This is a genomic window from Pseudomonas sp. 2835, from assembly GCF_050435905.1.
GTDB lineage: Bacteria > Pseudomonadota > Gammaproteobacteria > Pseudomonadales > Pseudomonadaceae > Aquipseudomonas.
In genome coordinates, this window is the sequence record NZ_JBNDLE010000023.1 from 57231 (window position 1) to 79019 (window position 21789).

15 protein-coding genes are annotated in these 21789 nt (G+C 65.1%); 4 read left to right on the forward strand and 11 right to left on the reverse strand.

Going from position 1 to position 21789, the window contains the following annotated elements; all coding sequences use genetic code 11:
- The first annotated feature begins 208 nt into the window (after positions 1-208).
- Positions 209-1630, forward strand: a complete 1422-nt coding sequence (locus tag ABIE20_RS24030; RefSeq protein ID WP_429507809.1) for a purine-cytosine permease family protein — start codon at positions 209-211, stop codon at positions 1628-1630.
- Positions 1631-1685: 55 nt separating this feature from the next.
- Here ABIE20_RS24030 and ABIE20_RS24035 read toward each other — a convergent pair whose 3' ends face one another.
- A complete protein-coding gene (locus ABIE20_RS24035) occupies positions 1686-1901 on the reverse strand; it encodes a TOBE domain-containing protein (RefSeq protein ID WP_010227092.1) in 216 nt (71 codons plus the stop codon).
- Between the two features lie 214 nt (positions 1902-2115).
- On the opposite strand from ABIE20_RS24035, the gene ABIE20_RS24040 reads away from it, so the two are divergent.
- Together ABIE20_RS24040 and ABIE20_RS24045 are read left to right on the forward strand one after the other, a co-directional pair.
- Positions 2116-3291 carry an acyl-CoA dehydrogenase family protein gene (locus ABIE20_RS24040; protein ID WP_429507812.1) on the forward strand — a complete coding sequence of 392 codons (1176 nt, stop codon included), beginning with the start codon at positions 2116-2118 and terminating at the stop codon, positions 3289-3291.
- Between the two features lie 10 nt (positions 3292-3301).
- Positions 3302-4402 carry a sigma-54 interaction domain-containing protein gene (locus ABIE20_RS24045; RefSeq protein ID WP_429507813.1) on the forward strand — a complete coding sequence of 367 codons (1101 nt, stop codon included), beginning with the start codon at positions 3302-3304 and terminating at the stop codon, positions 4400-4402.
- Positions 4403-4484: 82 nt separating this feature from the next.
- Here the strand turns inward: ABIE20_RS24045 and ABIE20_RS24050 are convergent, their stop codons facing one another.
- The 10 genes from ABIE20_RS24050 to ABIE20_RS24095 form a co-directional block, all read right to left on the reverse strand.
- Complete coding sequence (locus tag ABIE20_RS24050; RefSeq protein WP_429507836.1) at positions 4485-5837, reverse strand: MFS transporter; 1353 nt, start codon at positions 5835-5837, stop codon at positions 4485-4487.
- Between the two features lie 61 nt (positions 5838-5898).
- The gene (locus ABIE20_RS24055) at positions 5899-7107 is read right to left on the reverse strand and encodes an acyl-CoA dehydrogenase family protein (RefSeq protein ID WP_429507814.1); all 1209 of its coding nucleotides are present in this window, start codon (positions 7105-7107) and stop codon (positions 5899-5901) included.
- 26 nt (positions 7108-7133) lie between these two features.
- Positions 7134-8795, reverse strand: a complete 1662-nt coding sequence (locus ABIE20_RS24060; protein WP_429507815.1) for a dipeptide ABC transporter ATP-binding protein — start codon at positions 8793-8795, stop codon at positions 7134-7136.
- Entirely contained in the window at positions 8792-9682 is an 891-nt protein-coding gene (locus tag ABIE20_RS24065; protein WP_429507816.1) for an ABC transporter permease, read from the reverse strand. Before ABIE20_RS24065 ends, ABIE20_RS24060 begins: the two co-directional genes overlap by 4 nt.
- Positions 9683-9705: 23 nt before the next feature.
- Positions 9706-10761 carry an NADP(H)-dependent aldo-keto reductase gene (locus tag ABIE20_RS24070; RefSeq protein ID WP_429507817.1) on the reverse strand — a complete coding sequence of 352 codons (1056 nt, stop codon included), beginning with the start codon at positions 10759-10761 and terminating at the stop codon, positions 9706-9708.
- A gap of 28 nt (positions 10762-10789) precedes the next feature.
- On the reverse strand, positions 10790-12133 hold the full coding sequence (locus tag ABIE20_RS24075; protein WP_429507819.1) for an LLM class flavin-dependent oxidoreductase: 1344 nt from the start codon (positions 12131-12133) through the stop codon (positions 10790-10792).
- Between the two features lie 19 nt (positions 12134-12152).
- The gene (locus ABIE20_RS24080) at positions 12153-13436 is read right to left on the reverse strand and encodes an acyl-CoA dehydrogenase family protein (protein WP_429507820.1); all 1284 of its coding nucleotides are present in this window, start codon (positions 13434-13436) and stop codon (positions 12153-12155) included.
- Positions 13437-13458: 22 nt separating this feature from the next.
- A complete protein-coding gene (locus tag ABIE20_RS24085; protein ID WP_429507822.1) occupies positions 13459-14391 on the reverse strand; it encodes an ABC transporter permease in 933 nt (310 codons plus the stop codon).
- Complete coding sequence (locus ABIE20_RS24090) at positions 14388-16103, reverse strand: ABC transporter substrate-binding protein (protein ID WP_429507824.1); 1716 nt, start codon at positions 16101-16103, stop codon at positions 14388-14390. The genes ABIE20_RS24085 and ABIE20_RS24090 overlap by 4 nt, the downstream gene beginning before the upstream one ends.
- Positions 16104-16147: 44 nt before the next feature.
- On the reverse strand, positions 16148-18235 hold the full coding sequence (locus ABIE20_RS24095) for a TonB-dependent receptor family protein (protein ID WP_429507837.1): 2088 nt from the start codon (positions 18233-18235) through the stop codon (positions 16148-16150).
- Positions 18236-18733: 498 nt separating this feature from the next.
- On the opposite strand from ABIE20_RS24095, the gene fdnG reads away from it, so the two are divergent.
- Positions 18734-21784 carry a formate dehydrogenase-N subunit alpha gene (gene fdnG / locus ABIE20_RS24100; protein ID WP_429507825.1) on the forward strand — a complete coding sequence of 1017 codons (3051 nt, stop codon included), beginning with the start codon at positions 18734-18736 and terminating at the stop codon, positions 21782-21784.
- Positions 21785-21789 lie beyond the last annotated feature (5 nt).

Here is a 21789-nt window from a genome sequence, read left to right on the forward strand (position 1 = left end):
TCCCTCAACGGCTTTGTAATATTTCGCAACAGCATAACCTTATGGGCGAAAACATCGCAGCATCCATCGCGACGGATGGATGCAGCAAAGCCGACACCTTCACTTGACTGTATTTGTATAGACATGCTCATATCTGTTTCAGTCGCCGACCTGCGTTCGGCCGGCGACCCGACCGCGACAACAAAACAATAGGCGGAGACCCCGAGCAATGACCCAGGCCAGTGCCTCGCGCAGCAAGCCCCTGATCGAGCGGCGCTCGATCGACTACATCCCGGAAAACGAACGACACGGACGCCTCTACAGCCAGTTCACCCTGTGGCTGGGTGCCAACCTGCAAATCACCGCAATCGTCACCGGGGCCCTGGCCGTGGTGCTCGGCGGCGATGTGTTCTGGTCGCTGATCGGCCTGCTGCTCGGGCAACTGGTCGGTGGCGCGGTCATGGCCCTGCACGCAGCCCAAGGGCCGAAACTCGGCCTGCCGCAGATGATTTCCAGCCGCGTGCAGTTCGGTGTCTATGGCGCAGCCATCCCGATTGCCCTGGTGTGCCTGATGTACCTGGGCTTCACCGCCACCGGCACGGTGCTCTCGGGCCAGGCCATCGGCCAGTTGCTGAGCGTCAGCGACAGCGCCGGCATTCTGATTTTCGCCGGGGTCATCGTGCTTGCCACGGTGTTCGGCTACCGCATGATCCACTGGATCGGCCGGGTCGCCAGCGTGCTGGGGATCATCGCCTTCGTCTACCTGTTCAGCCGCATCATGGTCATCAGCGACATCGGCCAGCTGCTGGAGAACCGCCACTTCAGCTGGGCCTCGTTCCTGCTCGCGGTGTCGCTGTCGGCGTCCTGGCAGATCTCCTTCGGCCCCTATGTGGCGGACTACTCGCGCTACCTGCCGAGCAACACCTCTTCGTTCAAGACCTTCCTTGCCGCAGGCCTGGGCTCAGTGGTCGGCGCCCAGGCGTCGATGGTGCTCGGGGTGTTTGCCGCGGCGATCGCCAACGGCCAGTTCTCCGGCCGTGAAGTGGCCTACATCGTCGGCCTGGGCGGTACCGGTGCCACCGCCGCGCTGCTGTACTTCAGCATCGCCTTCGGCAAGGTGACCATCTCGACCCTCAACTCCTACGGCAGCTTCATGTGCATCGCCACCATCATCAGTGGCTTTCGCGGGCACATCGAAGTCAGCCGCCGCCAGCGGCTGTTCTTCGTCCTGGCCATCGTTGGCGCCTCGACGTTGATCGCCCTGCTCGGCCAGCATTCGTTCCTGGCGGCGTTCAAATCGTTCATCCTGTTCCTGCTGACCTTCTTCGTACCCTGGAGCGCGGTCAACCTGGTGGACTACTACTTCATCACCAAGGAGCGCTACGACGTGCCGGCCCTGGCCGACCCGAACGGCCGTTACGGGCGCTGGAACATGCCCGGCATCATCGTCTACACCCTCGGCGTGCTGGTGCAGATGCCGTTCATTTCCACCAAGCTCTACACCGGCCCGATGGTTGCCCACCTGGGCGGCGTCGACCTGTCGTGGATCATCGGCCTGGTAGTGCCCAGCGTGCTGTATTACCTGGTTGCACGGCGCAAGGCCGCCGATGCCCCGGCGCAGATGATCCTGCCGCAAACCAGCCAGTCCTGAAACAAAAAAGGCCGAGCCCCGTTGCCGGGGCTCGGCCTGTTGTTGTTCCTGCCCTTCATAGCTTGGCGATCGACACCTCGGTGGATTTGACGAAGGCAATCACTTCGCTGCCGACCCGCAGTTCCAGCTCGTGCACCGAGCGAGTGGTGATCACCGAAGTGACGATGCCGGCGGAGGTCTGCACATCGATCTCCGACACCACCGGGCCTTCGATGATCTCCTTGACCGTGCCTTTGAACTGATTGCGTACGTTGATTGCCTTGATGGTCATGTGCTGCTTCCTCATCCTGGGGTGCACTGCCGCGCAGTGCTTGAGGTGCAGATTGCGCTCGAGCGGATAAAATTAAAAAGAATAAATACTTACGAATATAGAACCAAAAGAAATATATAAATCGACATATCGAAAGACCTATAAGTTATTTATTTTCAGTTTTTTAGATCCTTTAGCATCGGTGCCACCCTCATAGAGCAAGTGAGCGCCACCTTTGCACAGCACTCCATCGACTCCTTTGCACATCGCGCGGGAACTGGCCAGTGAGTTCGCCCGCAGTGCGGTCGAGCGCGACCGCCAGGGCGGCACGCCCAAGGCCGAACGCGATGCCATCCGCAGCAGCGGCCTGCTGGCCTTGAGCATCCCCCGCGACTTCGGCGGGCTGGGCGCCAGCTGGACGCAAACCTTCGACGTGGTCCGCGAATTCGCCCGGGTCGACAGCTCCCTGGCCCACGTGTTTGGTTTTCATCACCTGATGCTCGCCACCGTGCGCCTGTTCGCCACCCCGGCGCAGTGGCAACCGTGGTTCGAACTGACCGCGCGCAAGAGCTGGTTCTGGGGCAATGCCCTCAACCCCCTGGATACCCGCACGGTGGTCAAGGACCGTGGCAGCTTTCGCGAATTCTCGGGAAAAAAAAGCTTCTGCTCCGGCGCCAGCGATTCGGAGATGCTCATCGCCTCGGCGGTGGACGAAAGCGCCGGCGGCAAGCTGTTGATCGCAGCGATCCCCAGCGGGCGCACCGGTATCACCTTGCACAACGACTGGCACAACATGGGCCAGCGCCAGACCGACAGCGGCAGCGCCACCTTCGAACGGGTGCGGGTGGAAGAAAGCGACCTGCTGCTCGACCCCGGCCCCTTGAGCACGCCGTTCGCCTGCCTGCGCCCGCTGATTGCCCAGCTGCATTTCGCCAATATCTTCCTCGGCATCGCCGAAGGTGCTTTCGAAGAGGCCCGGCACTACGCCCTGCGCGAGTCGCGGCCATGGTTCAAATCGCTCGCCGAACAGAGCAGCGCCGACCCTTATGTACTCAATCATTTCGGCGATTTCTGGGTGCGCCTGCAGGGCGCACGCCTGCTGGTCGACCGGGCTGCCCATGAGCTGGACCAGGCCTGGGGCAAAGGCGCGGCGCTGAGTGCCGAGCAACGCGGGCGCCTGGCGGTGACCATCGCCACCGCCAAGGTGGCCGCCAGCCGCGATGGCCTGGAAATTTGCAGCAAGGTGTTTGAAGTCACCGGCGCCCGCGCCACCCAGGCCTCGGTGGGCCTCGACCGGCACTGGCGCAACCTGCGCACCCAGAGCCTGCACGACCCGCTCGACTACAAGCTGCACGAACTCGGTGAATGGGCCCTGCGCGGGCAATTGCCGACTCCGACCTTCTACTCATAGTGTGACCGCCATGCAATTGTTGACCCTTCCACCCTCCCCGGCCCTGGCCACCTCGATCCGCGCCACCGCGCAGGTGTTCGAAGACCCCAAGTCGCGGGCCTTGCTGGCGCACCTGCAGCGGGTCGCGCCGAGTGAAGCCAGCGTGCTGATCATTGGCGAGACCGGCACCGGCAAAGAGCTGGTGGCCCGGCACATCCACAACTTGAGCGGCCGCCGTGACAAGCCGTTCGTGGCAGTCAACTGCGGGGCGTTTTCCGAATCGCTGGTCGAGGCCGAGCTGTTTGGCCATGAAAAAGGCGCGTTCACCGGCGCCCTCAGTGCCAAGGCCGGCTGGTTCGAAGAAGCCAACGGCGGCACGCTGTTCCTCGACGAGATCGGCGACCTGCCGATGCCGATCCAGGTCAAGCTTTTGCGCGTGTTGCAGGAGCGCGAAGTGGTGCGCCTGGGCTCGCGCAAGAGCATCCCCATCGATGTGCGGGTGCTGGCGGCGACCAACGTGCAACTGGAAAAAGCCATCAACGCCGGGCATTTTCGCGAAGACCTGTACTACCGCCTCGACGTCGTCAGCCTGGAGCTGGTGCCGCTGCGCGAGCGCCCGGGCGACATCCTGCCGCTGACCCGTCACTTCATCCAGGCCTACAGCCAGCGCCTGGGCTATGGCCAGGTCAGCCTCAGCAGCGAGGCCGAAGCCAAGCTGCGCAGCTATGGTTGGCCGGGCAACATCCGCGAGCTGGAAAACGTCATCCACCACACCTTGCTGATCTGCCGCGATGGCGTGATCCGCCAGGAGGACCTGCGCCTGTCGAACATGCGCATCGAACGCGCCGACGACAGCCCCGGCACCGATGATTCGGCGGAAGGCTTGCTGGCGCGGGCTTTCCAGAAACTCTTCGAACAGCCTGGCGGCGCCTTGCACGAAAAGGTCGAGGACGCACTGTTGCGCGCAGCCTACCGCTTTAGCCATTACAACCAGGTGCACACCGCCAACTTGCTCGGCCTGAGCCGCAACGTCACCCGCACACGGCTGATCAAGATGGGTGAACTGGCGGTGAATCGCCGGCAGCCTGGGGGCAGTACCCAGGGCGAGCGGGTGCTGAACTTGTCGATCTAATGGCCTTATCGCTGGCAGGCTCTGTGTACACCAAACCTGTGGGAGCCGGCCTTGCCGGCGATCGAGCGCGCAGCGCTCGCAATCAGCGATAAATCTCACTCCCCGCATCCGCCGCCAGCGTGCGAAACACCAGCGCCGAGGCCATGCACAGCAGCGCCCCGACGCCAATCACCAGGGCGATATCCGCCACCGCCACCTGCTGCTCGCCTTTCACACTCATCAACGCACTGAGCAGTGAAGCAGCCACCCCCACCGACAAGCTCATGGTCAACTGCACAGTCGCCGCCGACAGGCTGCTGGCGCGGCTGTGCAGGTGTGCGGGCACATCGGCGTAGGTCAGGCCGCCCATGGCGCTGAACTGCAACGAGCGGATCAGCCCGCTGACGAACAGGATCACCACCACCAGCCAGTACGGCGTGTCGAGGTTGAAGCTGGCGCAGGCGCCCAGGCTCAAACCGGTGAACAACGCATTGATACTCAAGGTGCGGCGAAAGCCGAAGCGGCGCACGATGCGCACCGCCAGCAGCTTGACCACAAAGGCACCCACGCCACCGGTAAAGGTCAGCAAACCGGCATGCAAGGGGCTCAAGCCAAAGCACAGCTGAAACAGCAACACCATCAAAAACGGCTGCGCCGCCGTCCCCAGGCGGAACAGGTTGCCGCCCCAGAAGCTCAAGGCAAAACTGCGCACACGCAAGGGCGAAAAGTCCAGCAGCGGCTGGGCGCAGCGGCGGGCATGGCGCACGTATAGCAGCGCCGCCAGCAGCCCGAGCAGCAGCAACAGCAACACCCAGCGCCGCGCCAGCAAGCCATGGCCCAACGCCTCGAAGCCGAACACCAGTGACGCCAGGGCCACGCTGGCCAGCAACAAGCCGCGCAGGTCCAGGCGTTGCTGGCTGTCGCCGGGGTAATCGGGAATATGGCGCAGCACCAGGTACACCCCGAGTACGCCGATGGGCAGGTTGACCAGAAAAATCCACTGCCACGACAGCAGCGTCACCAGCAGACCGCCCAGCGGCGGCCCGAGCATCGGCCCCACCAGTGGCGGGATGGTCAGGTAGGACATGTTGCGCAGCAGTTGCTCGCGCGGCGACCAGCGCAGCAGGATCATCAAGCCCACCGGCACCATCATCGCCCCCGCCGCGCCCTGGCACAGGCGCGCCAGGCACAGTTGCAGCAACGACACCGCCAGGGCGCAAGCCAGCGACGACAGGGTGAACAGCACAATCGCCAGGACGAACACCCGCCGTGGCCCGTAGCGGTCCGCCGCCCAGCCGCTGACCGGCACTGCCAACGCGGCGGCGAGCATGTACAGCGACACCACCAGGTTCATGCGCACGCTCGGCGCGCCGAACTCGCTGGCCATCTGCGGCAAGGCGGTCATGACCACGGTGGAATCGATCAGCTCCATCAGTAACGCACAGCCGATGATCATCGGTACCCGCCGTGACTGCCCGGTACTGTGGGTCAACAGTGGCGCCTGCAAGCTGCCCACCTCAGAACAAGCCCGAAGTCGGTGGCGGCGTGCCGGTCAGTTGCCAGGCGCCCACCGCTGCGGCCTTCCAGTGCCGCGGGTTGTGGTTGGCGACCGTGCGCGCGTTGCGCCAGTGGCGGTCGAGGTTGTGGCTGCGGCCGGTGGTCGAGGCGCCGCCGACGTCGAACAGCAACTCGCCAGCCTTGAGCGCGGACTCGGCGGCAATGTACTGGGCCTGGGCGACGTCGATGGCAGCCTGGTCAACCTGTTGCGAGTCAAGCCCGCTGGCCCAGGCGCGGTCGATCGACGCTGCCGCGCGCAACACCACGGCTTCGGCGGTAAAGGCACGGGCGGCGATCTCGCCGACGCTGAGCTGCACGTAAGGGTCATCCACCGAACGCGTGGCGCTGCTGTGCTTGATCGGCCGCGCGTGCTCGCGGGCAAAGCGGCTGGCATCGTCCAGCGCGTTACGGGCGATACCGGCCTGCACCGTGGCCAGGAACAACTGCAAGAACGGCGTGACGATGGTGCGCTTGCCCTCCTCCACGGTGCGCGTGCGGATCTCGTCGGCGTACACCACGACATCGTTCAGGCGCGTGGTGCCGCTGGCGGTCAGGCGCTGGCCCATGGCGTCGAAATCGTCGAGCAGCTCCAGGCCCTGGCGCTCGCGCGGCAGCACGAACGACACCGGCTGATCGTTTTCATCCAGGGCCACGGCACTGACCCAGTCGGCGTACAGGGAGCCGGTGCTGTAGTACTTGCTGCCGCTGGCACGGTAATGCTCGCCGTCACGCACGATGCGCGCACTGATCGCGCCATTGGCGCCGCCCACTTCCCAGCCGGCATTGCCCAGCACCGCGCCTTGCAGGTAGCGGGCGAACCAGCGCTGGCGCTCAGCTTCGGCGCCGTCGGCAGTGGAAGACAACAAGCCCTCGACAAAACCGAAGCCTGGGCGCAGCGCCTGGGCAACGTTGGAGTCCACCGAGGCGATGCGCAGCAGCAGGCCGATCACATCGCTGACACTGCCGCCCGGGCCGCCATATTGCTCGGGAATGCGGCAGGTATAGAGCCCGGCCTGGGCAATCTGGCGTACCGCGTCATAGGGCAGCTGGCGCTCGCGTTCACGTTGCGCGGCGCCGGCGCCAATCAGCGGTAGCAGGTTTTCGGTGTTGCCTTTGAGGTCGTCGAGGTTGCGACGATCAAAATGCGGTACTGCGGATAAACCAGGCATGGACTTTCCTTGTGCAGATCAGGCGATCAGATCGCCAGGCGGAGAAATTCAAAACTGACCTTACGGCCGCTTTCCAGGTGTGGAATGGCATCGAGCAAGGCGCGGGTATAGGGGTGTTGCGGGCGGTCGAAAACATCGCGCACGGCGCCGCTTTCCACCGCCACGCCGTCTTTCATCACCAGCACCTGGTCGCTGACGTGGTTGATCACCCCCAGGTCGTGGGAGATGAACAGGCAAGCCAGGCCCAGGCGCTGCTTGAGGTCGTCGAGCAGCTCGAGGATCTGCGCCTGCACCGACACATCCAGCGCCGACACCGGCTCGTCGCACACCAGGATCTGCGGCTGCGCGGCCAGGGCGCGGGCGATGGCGATGCGTTGCCGCTGGCCGCCCGACAGCTCGATCGGGCGCCGCTCCAGCAGGCTTTCGTCAAGGCGTACCAGCTTGAGCAACTCGACGGCCTGCGGGCGCCATTGCCCGCGCAGGTGACCGGCCACTTGCAGCGCCTCGAACAACACCCGCTGCACGGTGTAGCGCGGGTCGAAGGAGCTCAGCGGGTCCTGGAACACCACCTGGATGCTGCGGCGCAGCGTGCGTTGCTCCTGGTCATCGAGTTGCAGCCAGGGCCGGCCCTTGATCTGGATTGCACCGCTGTCGGGGGTTTCCAGGCCGAGGATCATCCTGGTCAGGGTGGTCTTGCCCGAGCCCGACTCGCCGACAATCCCTAAGGTGCGGCCCTTGTGCAGCTGCAGCGAAACCTTGTCGACCACGGTGCGCATGGCGCCGTCCGGGCCCTTGAAGGCCTTGCTCAGTTGCTGCACCTGCAACAGCGGTGCGCTGGTTTCCACCACCGGCGGCGCCACGGCCGCAAGTTTTGCTGCCTGCGGCCGGCGAAAATGCACGGCGGCGCCGGCCTTGAGCAGGTACTGGGTGTAGGGGTGCTGCGGGTCTTGCAGCACCGCCTCGACACTGCCCTGCTCGACGATCACGCCGTTGTGCATCACCGCCACGCGGTTGGCCAGGCGCGAGACCACCGCCAGGTCATGGCTGACGATCAGCATCGCCGTGCTGTCGCCACGCAGGGACTCGAGCAGGCTCAAGACCTGGGCCTGCACCGTGGCATCGAGCGCCGTGGTCGGTTCGTCGGCAATCAACAGCCTTGGGCTGCAGGCAATTGCCGAGGCGATCAGCGCCCGTTGGCGCAAGCCACCGGAGAGCTGCCAGGGGTACTGGCGGGCGCGCAGTTCAGGTTCCGGCACACCGACTGCACGCAGCAGCTCCAGCACCCGCGCCTGGCGCTGTTCGCGGTTCAGCTCGCGGTGCAGTTGCAGCGGCTCGGCAATCTCCTTGCCGACCGGGCGCAGGGGGTCGAGCGAGCCCAGGGCGTCCTGCATGACAAAGCCGATTTGCGCACCGCGCACCCGCCGCCAGGCGCGCTCGTCGAACTGGCGCAGGTCCTGCCCGGCAAAGGCCAGGCGACTGGCTTGCAGTTGGGCATGGGCCCCCGTGAGCCCGGCGAGGGTGCGCGAGGTGACGCTCTTGCCCGAGCCGGACTCGCCCACCAGCGCCAGGCATTCGCCCTGCTGCACGGTGAAGCTGATGCCCTTGAGCACCGGCACGCCCTGGCCAAAACGCACCTGCAAATCGCTGACCTCGATCAGCGGCGTGGGGTGTTGAAGAACAGCGTTCATAGGCGTTTACCTTCGTTGCGGCGCAGCAGCTCGCGGCCGATGGCGGTGATCGAAACCACGGTGAGGGTGATGGCCAGGGCCGGCCAGGCCACCAGCCACCAGGCGTTGGCCAGGTAGTTGCGGCCGATGGCGAGCATGCCGCCCCATTCCGGCTCCGGCGGTGGCGCGCCAAAGCCAAGAAAGCTCAGGGCGGCGCCGGCGACGATGGTGCTGCCGATGCCGATGGTGGCGAGAATCAGGATCGGTTTGATCGCATTGGGCAGCACGTGCCGCCAGATCACCTGGCGCCGTGGCAGGCCCAGGGTGGTGGCCGCTTCGACGTAGCCGGCATTGCGCACCACCAGGGTTTGCGCCCGCACCAGGCGCGCATAGCGCGGCACGCTGGCAATGCCCACGGCGATGATGGTGTTGAGCGCGCCCTGGCCAAAAAAGGTGATGATCACCAGCGCCAGCAGCAGGTCGGGAAAGGCCAGCAGCACATCGACCAGGCGCATCACCGCACCGTCAACCAGGCGTGGACCGAGGCCGGCCAGCAGCCCCAGCACGGTGCCCAGCAGCAATCCCAGGGCGGTGGCACTCAGGCCCAGCACCAGTGACGGGCGCACCGCGTAGACCAGCCGCGCGAGGATGTCGCGGCCGTTCTCGTCAGTACCCAGCCAGTGCAGGCTGCTCGGTGGCTGAAACGCCTGGCGGGCGCTGGCGTCAAGCGGGTCGGCGGCCACCAGCCAGCCTGGCTGCAGCGCCGCCAGCAGCAAAAATGCGACGAACAGCGCCGCCAGCACCAGCCCCGGGCGCACCGCCAATGGCCGGCGCCTGGCAAAGTGCCCCTGGGCCGGGATCAGGCCGCTGACCGGCAGCACCGCCGCCGTTGAATTGATCGGCGCCATCGGGCACCTCCATGAACTGAACGTTAGGGAGCAGGGTTGGGGATCTGCCGGTGGATCTGTTCGATGCGCGCCAGGGCTTCGCTGCCTAGCTTCACCTCCAATGCGCCGAGGTTGTCGGCCAGTTGCGCCAGGCTGGTCTGCCCGGTCAGCGCACTGCTGACAAACGGCTTGTTGATCACATAGGCCAGGGCCAGTTGCGCCGGGCTGATCGAAAGCTCCTGCGCCAGCGCCACATAAGCGCCGATGGCCTGATGGGCGCCGGGGCTGTCGTAACGGTTGAAGGTGCGGTACACCGACGACAGCCGCGAGCCCTGCGGCAAGGCACCGTTGAGGTACTTGCCGGTCAGGGCGCCGAAGGCCAGCGGCGAATAGGCCAGCAAGCCAATGTTGTCGCGCTGGCTGAACTCCGACAGGCCGCCCTCGTACAGGCGGTTGAGCAGGCTATAGGGGTTCTGGATGCTGACGATGCGCGGCAGGTTCTGCTCACGCGCCTGGCGCAAAAACTCGGCCACGCCCCACGGGGTTTCGTTGGACACGCCGATATGGCGGATCTTGCCGGCGGCAACCTGATCGGCCAGCACCTGCAAGGTCTCGGCGATGCTCACGGTTTCGCGGTCATCCTCGACATAGGGGTATTCGCGCTGGCCGAAAATATTGGTGGTGCGGTCCGGCCAGTGCAGTTGGTAGAGGTCCAGGTAATCGGTTTGCAGGCGCTTGAGGCTGCCGTCCAGGGCGGCAACGATATTGGCCCGGTCGTGACGCGTGCGGCCCTCGCGGATATGCGCGCCGGCCCCCGGCTGGCGTGCCGGGCCGATGATCTTGCTGGCCAGCACCACCTCGGCGCGCCGCCCGCTGTTCGCCAGCCAGCTGCCGATGAAGCGCTCGGTACTGCCCCAGGTTTCGCCGTGGGTCGGCGTTGGGTACATCTCGGCGGTGTCGATCAGGTTGATGCCAGCGGCCAGCGCCGCATCGAGCTGGCGGTGGGCATCGCTTTCGCTGTTCTGGTGGCCCCAGGTCATGCTGCCCAGCCCCAGCACGCTGACCTGGATGTCGCTGTGGCCCAATCTACGTTTGATCATGCTCGCTCCGTATCGTAATTTAAAAGGCTCAAACCGCTTCGGCGGCGCGCTGGTACTGGCTGGCCGGGTACGGCAGGCCCAGGTGCTCGCGCAAGGTGCTGCCCTGGTACTCCTGGCGGAACACCCCGCGTTTTTGCAGCAGCGGCACGACCTGGTCGACGAACACCTCGACGCCGGAAGGGAACATGTCCGGCATGATGTTGAAGCCATCGGCAGCGCCGGCACGGAACCAGTGCTCAAGCGTGTCGGCGACCTGTTCGGGGGTGCCGACGATCAGCCGGTGGCCGACCAGGATGCGCCGCGACAGTTCGCGGATGGTCAGGTTCTCGCGCCGCGCCAGGTTCAACTGGGCTTCGAGAAAACCGTGGGAGCCGCGCTCGAAGTCCGCCACCGGGCCGATCCGCTCCCAAGGCAGCGGCGCGTCCAGCTGCAGCTCGCTGACCGCCAGGCCCACCCGCGCCGCCACCTGGTTGATCAGCCCTTCTTCGCCGTACCAGGCGTTGAGCTCATCGAAGCGCGCCTGGGCCTCGGCCTCGCTGCTGCCGATTACCGTCGACAGCCCCGGCATGATTTTCAGGTGCTCGGGGTTGCGCCCCCACTGGCGGGCGCGCTGTTTCATTTCCTGGTAGAAGGCCTGACCGTCGACCAGGGTGGTCTGGGTGGTGAAGATCGCATCGGCATAGCGCGAGCCGAGGGCCTTGCCGCCTTCGGAAGACCCGGCCTGCACCAGCACCGGCCGGCCCTGGGGCGAGCGCGGCAGGTTGAGCGGGCCCTTGACAGAGAAATGCTCGCCGACAAAGTCGATGGCATGCACCTTGGCCGGGTCGGCAAAACGCCCACGGCGGGCATCGCCGATCACCGCGTCATCTTCCCAGCTGTCCCACAGTTTGAGGGTGACATCGATGAACTCATCGGCCCTGGCATAACGGTCGACGTGCCGCGGCGCACCGGCCAGGCCGAAGTTCTGCGCGGCGGCATCACCGGCATTGGTGACCACGTTCCAGGCCGCGCGGCCGCCGCTGATATGGTCCAGCGAGCTGAAGCGCCGGGCCAGGTTATACGGGTCGTTGTAGGTGCTCGAGGCGGTGGCGATCACGCCGATATGGCGGGTGGCCAGGGCCACGGCGGTGAGCAGCACGGTGGGCTCCAGGCGCCCGGCCGGGTGCTGGCCAACATCGCCGATCAGCGCCGGGCCGTCAGCGAGGAAGATTGCATCGAGCTTGCCGCGTTCAGCGATGCGCGCGATGTTGCTGTAGTACTGGTGATCGAGATAGGCATTGGCCGGCACCTCGGCCTGGCGCCAGGCACCGGAATGGGCGCCGAAACCGAGGATGTTCATGCCGATGCTCATGTGTTTTTCAGGCTGACTCATGGCAACTCCTTGAGTGGGATCAGACCGCGCTGGCTTCGTCGCGGGCGGCGTTGTCCTGGGCGTGCAACTGGCGCCAGGCGGCGCCGGGGCTGATGCCGTTGAGGTAGTAGTTACCCAGCGCCCGCTCGCGGTAGATCGCCGGGTTGTGCGAGGCCAGGGTGCGGGCGTTGCGCCAGTGCCGGTCGAGGCGCCGGGCCTGGCTGGTGGCCGAGGCGCCGCCGACTTCAAACAGCAAGGTGGTGGCTTCGAGCACCTGCTCAAGGACAATCTGCTGGGCCTGGTAGGTGCGAATGTCGGCCTCGACGTAATGCGCCTCGCCAATCGAACCGTCGAGCTCGGCTTCATGCACGCGCTGCAGCACCTGGGCGACATCCAGCACCAGGGCCTGGCTGGCATAGGCCAGGCTCGACAGGCGGCCGATCACCCGCTGCACCAGCGGGTCGTCCTTGGGGCTGGACTGGCCCGGCACGCCAAAGGCGCGGGTGCGGCCCTGGACGAAGGCCACGGCATCACGCTGCACGGCGCGGGCGATACCGGCCAGCGTCGCCAGGTGGTACAGCTGGTAAAAGGCTGACAAGTAAGATTCGGCGCGCAGCTCACCGGGCTTGAAGCGGCGCAAGACCTGCTGCGGCGGCACCGCGACATTGGCAAAACGCGTCGTGCCGCTGCCGCTCAGGCGCTGGCCGAAACCGTCCCAGTCATCTTCCAGGCTGACCCCTGGCGCCGTGGTCGGCACCACCACGCTGACAAAATCCTCATCGAGCATGGCCACCGCCGCCACCCAGTCGGCATAGATGGCGCCAGTGCAGTAGTACTTCTCGCCGTGCAACAACCAGCCGGCCTCGGGGGCCTGCGGGTCGGCGGCGGTGAGCAGCACCGAGTTGCCGGTGGTGTCGGTGCGTTCGGCCATGGCCGCGCCCCACAACTGCCCCGCCGCCACCTTGGCCAGCCAGTGCTGTTGCGAAGCGGCATCGCCACTGGACAGCCGGCCTTCGACAAAACCGAAGTGGGCACGAAAGATTTGCGGCAGGTTGGAGTCGGCTTCGGCCAGGTCGATCAGCAGGCGAAACAGCACCGGCAGGCTGACCTGGGCGCCGTTCAATGCCTGGGGTACGCGCAGGGCGCCAAAGCCGGCTTCGCGCAGCCAGGCCACCGGCTCATGGGCCAGGCTACGCTGCTGCTCGCGCTCGACCGCACCTTCGGCAATGCGGGCAAACACCGGGGCAAAGCGCGCCTGCAGGTTTACGTAGTCCTGGCCTGCGTGGTTCGCAGCCAGGGCTGTTGGCAGTTCATGGGCACTCATGGCTGGTCCTTGAAATTCGGGTTCATAGGCTTTTGCCGCGGGGGTCGACCCAGTGGTTGATCAGGTCGACGAGAAAGTTGACGACCACATAAATCGCCGCCGCCAAAAGGGTGATGCCCAGCAGCAAGGGCATGTCCTTGGTGAGCGCGGCGTCGAGCATCAAGCGGCCGATGCCTTGGCGGGCAAAGAGCATTTCGATGATCACCGCACCGCCCAGCAGGCTGGCGAAAACAAAGCCCGACAAGGTCACCAGCGGCACCAGGGCATGGCGCAAGGCATGCTTGAGGCGCACGCCGGTCTCGGACATGCCACGGGCGCGGGCCATGGCGATAAAGGGCTGTTCGAGGATGTCTTCCAGTTCCTGGCGCAGTACCTGGGTCAGCACCGCAGCGATCGGCAGGGCCAGGGCCAGGCTCGGCAAGATCAGCGCCTGCCAGCTGTTGGAGCCGGACGGCGGCAGCAGGTGCCAGCCGAACGAAAACACCAGCAACAGCAGGATGCCGATCACGAACGACGGCGCCGACGACAGCACCAGTTCAGTGCCGGACACCAGCGAGCGCACCCAGCGCGGCCGGTTGGCGGTGAGCACCGCGCAGCTCACCGCCAGCACAATCGACAGCAAGGCGGCGGCCAGCGACAGCTGCACCGTGGCGCCCAGCTGGCTGCCGATCACCTGCAGCACCGGAATGCGCAATCGGTACGACTCGCCCAGATCGCCCTGGGCCAGGCGCGCCAGGTACTGGCCGTACTGCACCCACAACGGCTGGTCGAGGCCGTATTCGGCGCGCACCTGGGCGATCAGCTCGGCGCTGGGCATGGCATCGGGGCCGCCGAGAATCGCCAGGGCCGGGTCGCCGGCACTGAGGTTGATGGCCAGGAAGGTCAGGGTCGCCGCGCCCCAGAGCACGCCGATGCCGGCCAGCAGGCGCCAGGCCAATCGTTGCAAGCTAGTCATTTGCCCTCCGGGTCGAGCCAGACACTGGTGAAAAACGGGGTGTTGTGCGAGGTGTCGAAAATCAGCCCCTTGACCTGCTTGCGGTAAGCCAGCAGCACATGGCTCTCGAACACCGGCACCGCCGGGATGGTCTGCGCCAGGCGCTGCTGGGCGATGCGATAAAGGTTGCTCAGCGCCACCGGGTCGGTGGTCTGGCGGGCGGCGCTGAGCACCCGGTCGAGCTCGGCATCGCGAAAGCGCCCGGCGTTCTGGCCGATCAGCTTGGCGGTGCTGATCGCCTGGCTGTGGTAGAGGATGTACAGGCCATCGGGGGTGTTGGTGTGCCAGTAACCACCGCCGATCAGCTGGAAGTCACTGGCGTAACGGCGCTGGGTGACCTGGGCCAGGGGTAGCAGGTCGATGTCGATCTTGAGGCCGATCTTCTTCAGGTCGGCCTGGATGGCCACGGCGATGCTGCTCGGGTAGGCCGCGGTTTCGTAGGTCAGCAGGTGCGCGGCCAGGCGCTGGCCGTTCTTGACCCGGTAACCCTCGGCGTCGCGCTCGCTCCAGCCGGCCTGGTCGAGAATGCGGTTGGCCTCGGCGACGTCATAGGCCAGCACGTCCTTGAACGCCGGGTCGTAGTAGCGGGTGTTGGCGGCGAGAAAATCACCCTTGGCCAGGTACTCGCCAAAACCGGTGATCCAGGCCAGGCCGTCGCGGTCAATGGCCTTGGCCACGGCGCGGCGCACCTGCACGTCGTCGAAGGGAAAGCGCTCGACGTTGAAGGTCAGGCTGCGAAACGGGTTGGCCTTGCGAATCCGGCTGCGCATCTGCAAGTCCGGGTTGTCGCGAATGGCCCGGGCGTTCTGGGTCGGGGCATCGACGGTGAAGTCCGATTGGCCGGCTTCCAGGGTACTGAAGCGGATCATCGGTTCGGGGACGATGCTCAGCTCCAGGCGATCGAGGTAGGCCTCGCCCTGGTGGCGGGTGACTGCGGGCGCCCAGTTGTAGCCTTTGCGCTTGACGAAGTTGGCGCCCTGGTCGCGGGTATAGCTTTCCAGCACGAAGGGCCCGGAGCCAATCGGGTGTTCGGCGATGGTCTTCGGCGCTTCGAGGATCTGCCGGGGCGAAATCATGCTCAGCCACGACTGCGCCAGCACATCGAGAAACGGCGAATACGGCTCGCGCAGGTGGGCTTCGAAGGTGTACTCATCGACGATGCGCCCGTCGACATACGGGGCGATGTAGGCCGCGGCCAGCGGCGATTTGGTCGCCGGGTCGCGCATGTGTTCAAGGTTGACCTGCACCGCGCGGGCGTTGAATTTCTCGCCATCGCTGAAGGTCACGTCATCGCGCAGGTGAAAGGTGTAGGTCTTGCCGTCGTCGGAGATCTCCCAGGCCTTGGCCAGCCACGGCGAAATATTGCCCTGCTCGTCCTGGTACAGCAGGCAGTCGAACAGAATGCGCCCCAGCCACTGCACATTGCCGTGGGAAATCGAATGCACGTCCAGCGTCGTGGTGTCCGATGCCGTCGACACCCGCAGGGTGCCGCCAGGTTTGCCCGGAGCGGCCTCGTAATAGTCTTGCGCGGCATAGCTCAGGGTGCCGTTGTGCAGCGTGCCGTCGATGCCGCTGCTGCCCTGCCCCGGCGATTGCTCCACCGGCTTGCAGGCGCCCAGGGCCAGCAGCGCGCCAAGCACGGCGGGCGCGCCCAGCCTTGCGATTACTCTCATGCGGTTCTCCTGCAGGTGCCGCGCGAACGGCACCCGCCCCTGGCTCAGAAGTTGTAGGCAATCCCGGTGTAGGCGCCGAAGCCGTCACCCGGGTACAGCGAGGCGGTGTCCTGGCCCTTGGCGTCGTAGCTGGGCACCAGGGCGGTGACGTAGTCCTTGTCGGTGAGGTTCTTCAGGTCCAGGTACACCTGCCAGGTCTTGTTCGGTGCGTCGTAGCCCAGGCGTGCGCCCCACAGGGTGTAGGACGGTGCGTAAAAACTGTTGGCGTAGTCCACCGCCGTACTGGATGCCGAGCGCACGTTGATCCCGGCGTAGAAACCGTTGGCGTACTGGTAGAACAGCTCGCCCTGGTAGATGTGCTTGGGCAGGCCCGGCAGCTCGTTCTTGCTGAACAGCGGGTCGTTGCGGTAGTGGAAGTCGTTGAGGGTGTAGGCCTGGCGCCAGCTCAGCACATCGCCGTTATCGCGTTGCCAGAGTTTGGTGGTCAGCCCCGCCTCGATGCCCTGGTGGATGGTCGGGCTGGCGTTGGAGGTCGAGACCACGGCGGCCGAGGTGTTGGTGGCCGGGAGAATTTCGACGTTGAGCAGCTCGTCCTTGATCCAGGATTTGTACAGGGTCAGGCTGCCGTCGAAAATCTCCGAGCGCCCGCGAATCCCCAGTTCAACCGTGTTGGCGCTTTGTGGCACCAGGGTCTTGGCGAAGTTGGTGGTCACCCCCGAGCCGGAACTGGACCAGGAGCTGGGCGGGTCGATCGAGCGGCTGACGTTGCCGAACACCTGCACGTCCGGAGTCAGGTAGTAACGCAGGCCGACCCGTGGCGCCAGTTTCCACTCCTGATAGCGGTAGTGGCTGGGGATGCCGCTGGTGTTGGGCCGGTCGCTGAAGTTGACATCGACATTGCGCTTGACCTCGATGGCCGAGAGGCCCGTGGACAGGTACAGGTTGTCGGTCAGGCCAAGGTCGTTGCCCAGCGAGAACACATGGTCGAACGAGCCGTCGTACTCGACCTGCTTCTGCAACCGGCCGAGGTCCTTGTCGCCGCTGTAGGTGCGCACCCCGGAGCGGATGTGCTGGGTGCTGCTCCAGCCGACCGTGGTGGTGCTCGGCAGGCCGAACAGCTGGTCGCTGCGGGTGTACTTGAGCGAGTAGTTGATGTCGCGCCAGTCCCAGTAGTTGGGGTTGACCGTGCTCTTCTTGCTGAGGATCTGCGGGTAGTTGTGATAGACCAGCCCGGCCACCAGGGTCGAATCGTCATCGAAGGTGTAGGTGGTCTTGCTGCCGACCCAGGTCGAACCTTCCTTGGTCGAGTCGCCGCGGGTGGCGCGGGTGCTGGGGTTGGTTTGCGAGGAGTTCTTCTTCAGTTGCGCCAGGGTCAGGGCCCCGGAGTTCTCGTGGTATTCCTCGCGGTAGCGGATGTACAGGCGGGTTTCCAGCTTGGGGTTGAAGCGGTAGCCGAAGTTGGTCACCACGCCCTTGGCCTTGGTGAAGGTGAAGTCCTGGTAACCGTCACGCTTGGAGTTGTCGACACTGATGAAGTAGTCGGCGTTGCCGGCCACGCCACCGGTGCTGAGGGTCTGTTTCTGCCAGCCGAAACTGCCGCCTTCGACCTTGATGCGGTTACCCGGCGCAGTGAGGCCGGAGTGGGTGACGAAGTTGATCGCCCCGCCCAGCGACAAGGCGCCGTACTCGAAGGCGTTGGCGCCGCGCAGCACTTCGGTGTAGCTCAGGCCCTGGGTGTCGAGTAGCTCATAGGGCGTGCCTCCGGCGCCGGTCAGGGCCAGGCCGTCGAACAGGAACTTGGTGCCTTCGCGAAAATAGCCAGGCGAAGTGTTGGCGCCCGAGCCACGGATGGAAATCTTGATCGCATCGTTGCCGCCGGCCGCCTGGGCATACACCCCCGGCTGATAGGCCAGGGTGTCTTCGAGGGTGGCCGAACGGCCCTTCTCCACCTCGGCCTGCTGGACCAGCCCGGTACCCCCGGGGATCTCGTCCAGTTGCGCCTGCGCAGCTTCTACCGGAGTAGCTTTGGCAGCCTGGACGGTGACCGTCTCCAGGCGTTTTTCAGTCTGTGCAGCGTCTTCGGCCTGGGCCAGCGGCGCCAGGCTCAACAGGGCGGCACCGACGCTGGCCAGCTTCCAGTCCTTGCCTACTACTTTGGTCGAAGATTTGGATAAAACGGATGTTGCCCGAGGCACGAAATTCAAGGTCTTGCTCCCCACCTGATTAAAAAATAGGCGAGTTTCTATTGGTATAGTCAATCTCGAAGGGAGCTGTTGCAGCGTCCGTGCCAACCGTAAAATCCCTTGAAATCCTTGGGTTTGAGCGGTTGCAGTGGTTAAAACAATTGTTCGAATTGCCGGTATCTGTCCAACTGCTGTTACCTGGCGAACAGTTGATCATGGCCCAGGCCTTGATAGATCCCATCGATAGACCTATCAACAAGGTCGATTAGTCCCACATTCCGTACGGGAATACACTAGCGCGCATACGTCCGCTTAAAACCCTGCGCCAGACAGGGACCTGCGACACACCGTGCTTCGACACCCCAGCCAACTGCGCTTGCGACGCCTTGTTGCCGGGCATGCCTATGCCCGCAGCTTTGTGCAGCCGATAAGAATGAGGAGATACCCATGGGACTTGGCAGACGACAGTTTTTCAAGCTGTGTACCGCCGGCGTCGCCACCGCCACCTGTGCAAGCCTGGGCTTTGCCCCGGGCGTGGCCCAGGCGACCCAGTCGCGCCAGTACAAGCTGCTGCGCGCCAAGGAAACCCGTAACAACTGCACCTATTGCTCGGTTGGTTGCGGGATTCTCATGTACAGCCTCGGCGACGGCGCCAAGAACGCCAAGGCGCGCATCTTCCATATCGAAGGCGACCCCGATCACCCGGTCAGCCGTGGCTCGCTGTGCCCCAAGGGCGCCGGCCTGGTTGACTATGTGCACAGCGAACAGCGCTTGCTTTACCCCGAATACCGCGCACCGGGCTCGGACAAATGGCAGCGCATCAGCTGGGACCACGCCATCGAGCGCATCGCCCGGCTGATGAAGGACGACCGCGACGCCAACTTCATCGAGAGGAACGCCAAGGGCACCACGGTCAACCGCTGGCTCAGCACCGGCATGCTCTGCTCGTCGGCGGCCAGCAGCGAAACCGGCTCGCTCGACCAGCGCTTCACCCGTGCCCTGGGCATTCTCGGCACCGACAGCCAGGCGCGGGTCTGCCACGCGCCGACGGTTTCGGCCCTGGCGCCGACCTTTGGCCGTGGCGCCATGACCAACAACTGGGTCGACATCAAGAACGCCAACGTTGTGCTGATCATGGGCGGTAACCCCGCCGAAGCGCACCCGGTAGGCTTCAAGTGGGTGATCGAGGCGAAGATCCGCAACGGCGCCAAGGTCATCGTCGTCGACCCGCGCTTCAACCGCAGCGCTGCGGTGGCCGACATCTACTCGCCGATCCGCGCAGGCTCCGACGTGACCTTCCTGATGGGCGTGGTCAACTACCTGATCAGCCACGACAAGATCCAGCACGAATACGTACGTCACTACACCAACGCCAGCCTGATCGTGCGCGAGGACTACCACTTCGACGACGGCCTGTTCAGCGGCTACGACGCCAACAAGCGCAGCTACGACCGCAGCTCCTGGACCTACGAGCTCGACAGCAAGGGCTACGCCAAGCGCGACCTGACCCTGCAGCACCCGCGCTGCGTGTGGAACCTGCTCAAGGCCCACGTCAGCCGCTACACCCCGGAGATGGTCACCAACGTCTGCGGCACGCCGAAAGAGGACTTCCTGAAGATCTGCGCGATCCTTGGCGAAACCAGCGCCCCGGACAAGACCGCGACCTTCCTCTACGCCCTGGGCTGGACCCACCACACCAACGGCGCGCAGATGATTCGCGGCTCGGGCATGATCCAGCTGCTTTTGGGCAACATCGGCATGGCCGGTGGTGGCGTCAACGCCCTGCGCGGCCACTCCAACATCCAGGGCTACACCGACCTGGGCCTGCTGTCGCTGCGCCTGCCCGGCTACATGAACCTGCCGTCTGACGAGCAGACCGACCTGGCCACCTACCTCAAGCAGGTGACGCCGGTGGCGCTGCTGGAAGATCAGGTCAACTACTACAAGCACACGCCGAAATTCTTCGTCAGCCTGATGAAAAGCCTCTGGGGCGACAAGGCCACCAAGGACAACGACTGGGGCTTCGACTGGCTGCCCAAGTGGGACGACAGCTACGACGTGCTCAACTTCAGCAACCGCATGTACGAGGGCAAGGTCAACGGCTACATCGCCCAGGGCTTCAACCCGGTGGCGGCCTTCCCCGACAAGAACAAGGCCCAGGCAGCGCTGGCCAAGCTCAAGTTCCTGGTGATCATCGACCCACTGGCCACCGAGACCTCGAGCTTCTGGCAGAACCACGGCGAGCAGCACGACGTCGACACCGCGGCGATCCAGACCGAAGTGTTTCGCCTGCCCTCCTCATGCTTTGCCGAGGAAGACGGCTCGATCGTCAACTCCGGGCGCTGGTTGCAGTGGCACTGGGCCGGCGCGGCGCCACCGGGCGAGGCCTGGCACGACGGCAAGATCCTCGGCCACCTGTTCCTGAAGATCCGCGAGCTGTACGAAAAAGAAGGCGGCGCCAACCCGGCACCGATTCTCAACATGGCCTGGGACTACGCCGACCCGCTGGACCCCAAGCCTGAAGAAGTGGCCAAGGAGTCTAACGGCCGCGCCCTGGCCGACCTGCACGACGAGCAAGGCAACCTGATTTTGCGCAAGGGCCAGTTGCTCAGCGACTTCTCGCAGCTGCGCGACGACGGCACGACCCAGTGCTTCAACTGGATCTTCGCCGGCTCCTGGACCGAACAGGGCAACCAGATGGCCCGCCGCGACAACGCCGACAGCGGCCTGGGTTGCACCCCGGGCTGGGCCTGGGCCTGGCCGCAGAACCGGCGCATCCTCTACAACCGCGCCTCGGCCGACCCGCAGGGCAAGCCCTGGGACCCGAAACGCAAGCTGATCGGCTGGGACGGTGTACGCTGGAGCGGCGTCGACGTGCCGGACTTCGCCGTCACTGCTGCCCCCGGTGGCAAGGTCAACCCGTTCATCATGCTGCCCGAAGGCCTGGGCCGGCTGTTCTCGGTCGGCGCCATGAACGACGGGCCGTTCCCCGAGCACTACGAGCCGACCGAAAGCCCGCTGGCAAGCAACCCGCTGCACCCAAACGTGACCTACAGCCCAACCGCGCGGCTGTACGAAAGCGACCGCCAGCGCATGGGCAAGCGCGAAGAGTTCCCCTACGTGGCGACCACCTACTCGATCACCGAACTGTTCCGCCACTGGACCAAGCACGCGCGGCTGAACGCCATCGTCCAGCCCGAGCAGTTCATCGAGATCGGCGAGAAGCTCGCCGCCGACAAGGGCATCGTCCAGGGCGACCTGGTCAAGGTCAGCACCAAGCGTGGCTACATCAAGGCCAAGGCCGTGGTGACCAAGCGCATCCGCCGCCTGGCCGTCGATGGCCAGGATGTCGACACCATCGGCATCCCCTGCCACTGGGGTTACGAGGGCAGCACGCGCAAGGGTTTTCTGGCCAACACCTTGACCCCGGGCATTGGCGAGTCGAACACCCACACGCCGGAGTACAAGGCGTTTCTTGTGAACATTGAAAAGGTCTGAGGGCG

Coding starts and splice junctions, on each gene's coding strand:
- ABIE20_RS24030 (WP_429507809.1), top strand. CDS start 209: ATGACCCAGGCCAGTGCCTCGCGCAGCAAGCCCCTGATCGAGCGGCGC.
- ABIE20_RS24035 (WP_010227092.1), bottom strand. CDS start 1,901: ATGACCATCAAGGCAATCAACGTACGCAATCAGTTCAAAGGCACGGTC.
- ABIE20_RS24045 (WP_429507813.1), top strand. CDS start 3,302: ATGCAATTGTTGACCCTTCCACCCTCCCCGGCCCTGGCCACCTCGATC.
- ABIE20_RS24050 (WP_429507836.1), bottom strand. CDS start 5,837: ATGATCATCGGCTGTGCGTTACTGATGGAGCTGATCGATTCCACCGTG.
- ABIE20_RS24055 (WP_429507814.1), bottom strand. CDS start 7,107: ATGCCTGGTTTATCCGCAGTACCGCATTTTGATCGTCGCAACCTCGAC.
- ABIE20_RS24060 (WP_429507815.1), bottom strand. CDS start 8,795: ATGAACGCTGTTCTTCAACACCCCACGCCGCTGATCGAGGTCAGCGAT.
- ABIE20_RS24065 (WP_429507816.1), bottom strand. CDS start 9,682: ATGGCGCCGATCAATTCAACGGCGGCGGTGCTGCCGGTCAGCGGCCTG.
- ABIE20_RS24070 (WP_429507817.1), bottom strand. CDS start 10,761: ATGATCAAACGTAGATTGGGCCACAGCGACATCCAGGTCAGCGTGCTG.
- ABIE20_RS24075 (WP_429507819.1), bottom strand. CDS start 12,133: ATGAGTCAGCCTGAAAAACACATGAGCATCGGCATGAACATCCTCGGT.
- ABIE20_RS24080 (WP_429507820.1), bottom strand. CDS start 13,436: ATGAGTGCCCATGAACTGCCAACAGCCCTGGCTGCGAACCACGCAGGC.
- ABIE20_RS24085 (WP_429507822.1), bottom strand. CDS start 14,391: ATGACTAGCTTGCAACGATTGGCCTGGCGCCTGCTGGCCGGCATCGGC.
- ABIE20_RS24090 (WP_429507824.1), bottom strand. CDS start 16,103: ATGAGAGTAATCGCAAGGCTGGGCGCGCCCGCCGTGCTTGGCGCGCTG.
- fdnG (WP_429507825.1), top strand. CDS start 18,734: ATGGGACTTGGCAGACGACAGTTTTTCAAGCTGTGTACCGCCGGCGTC.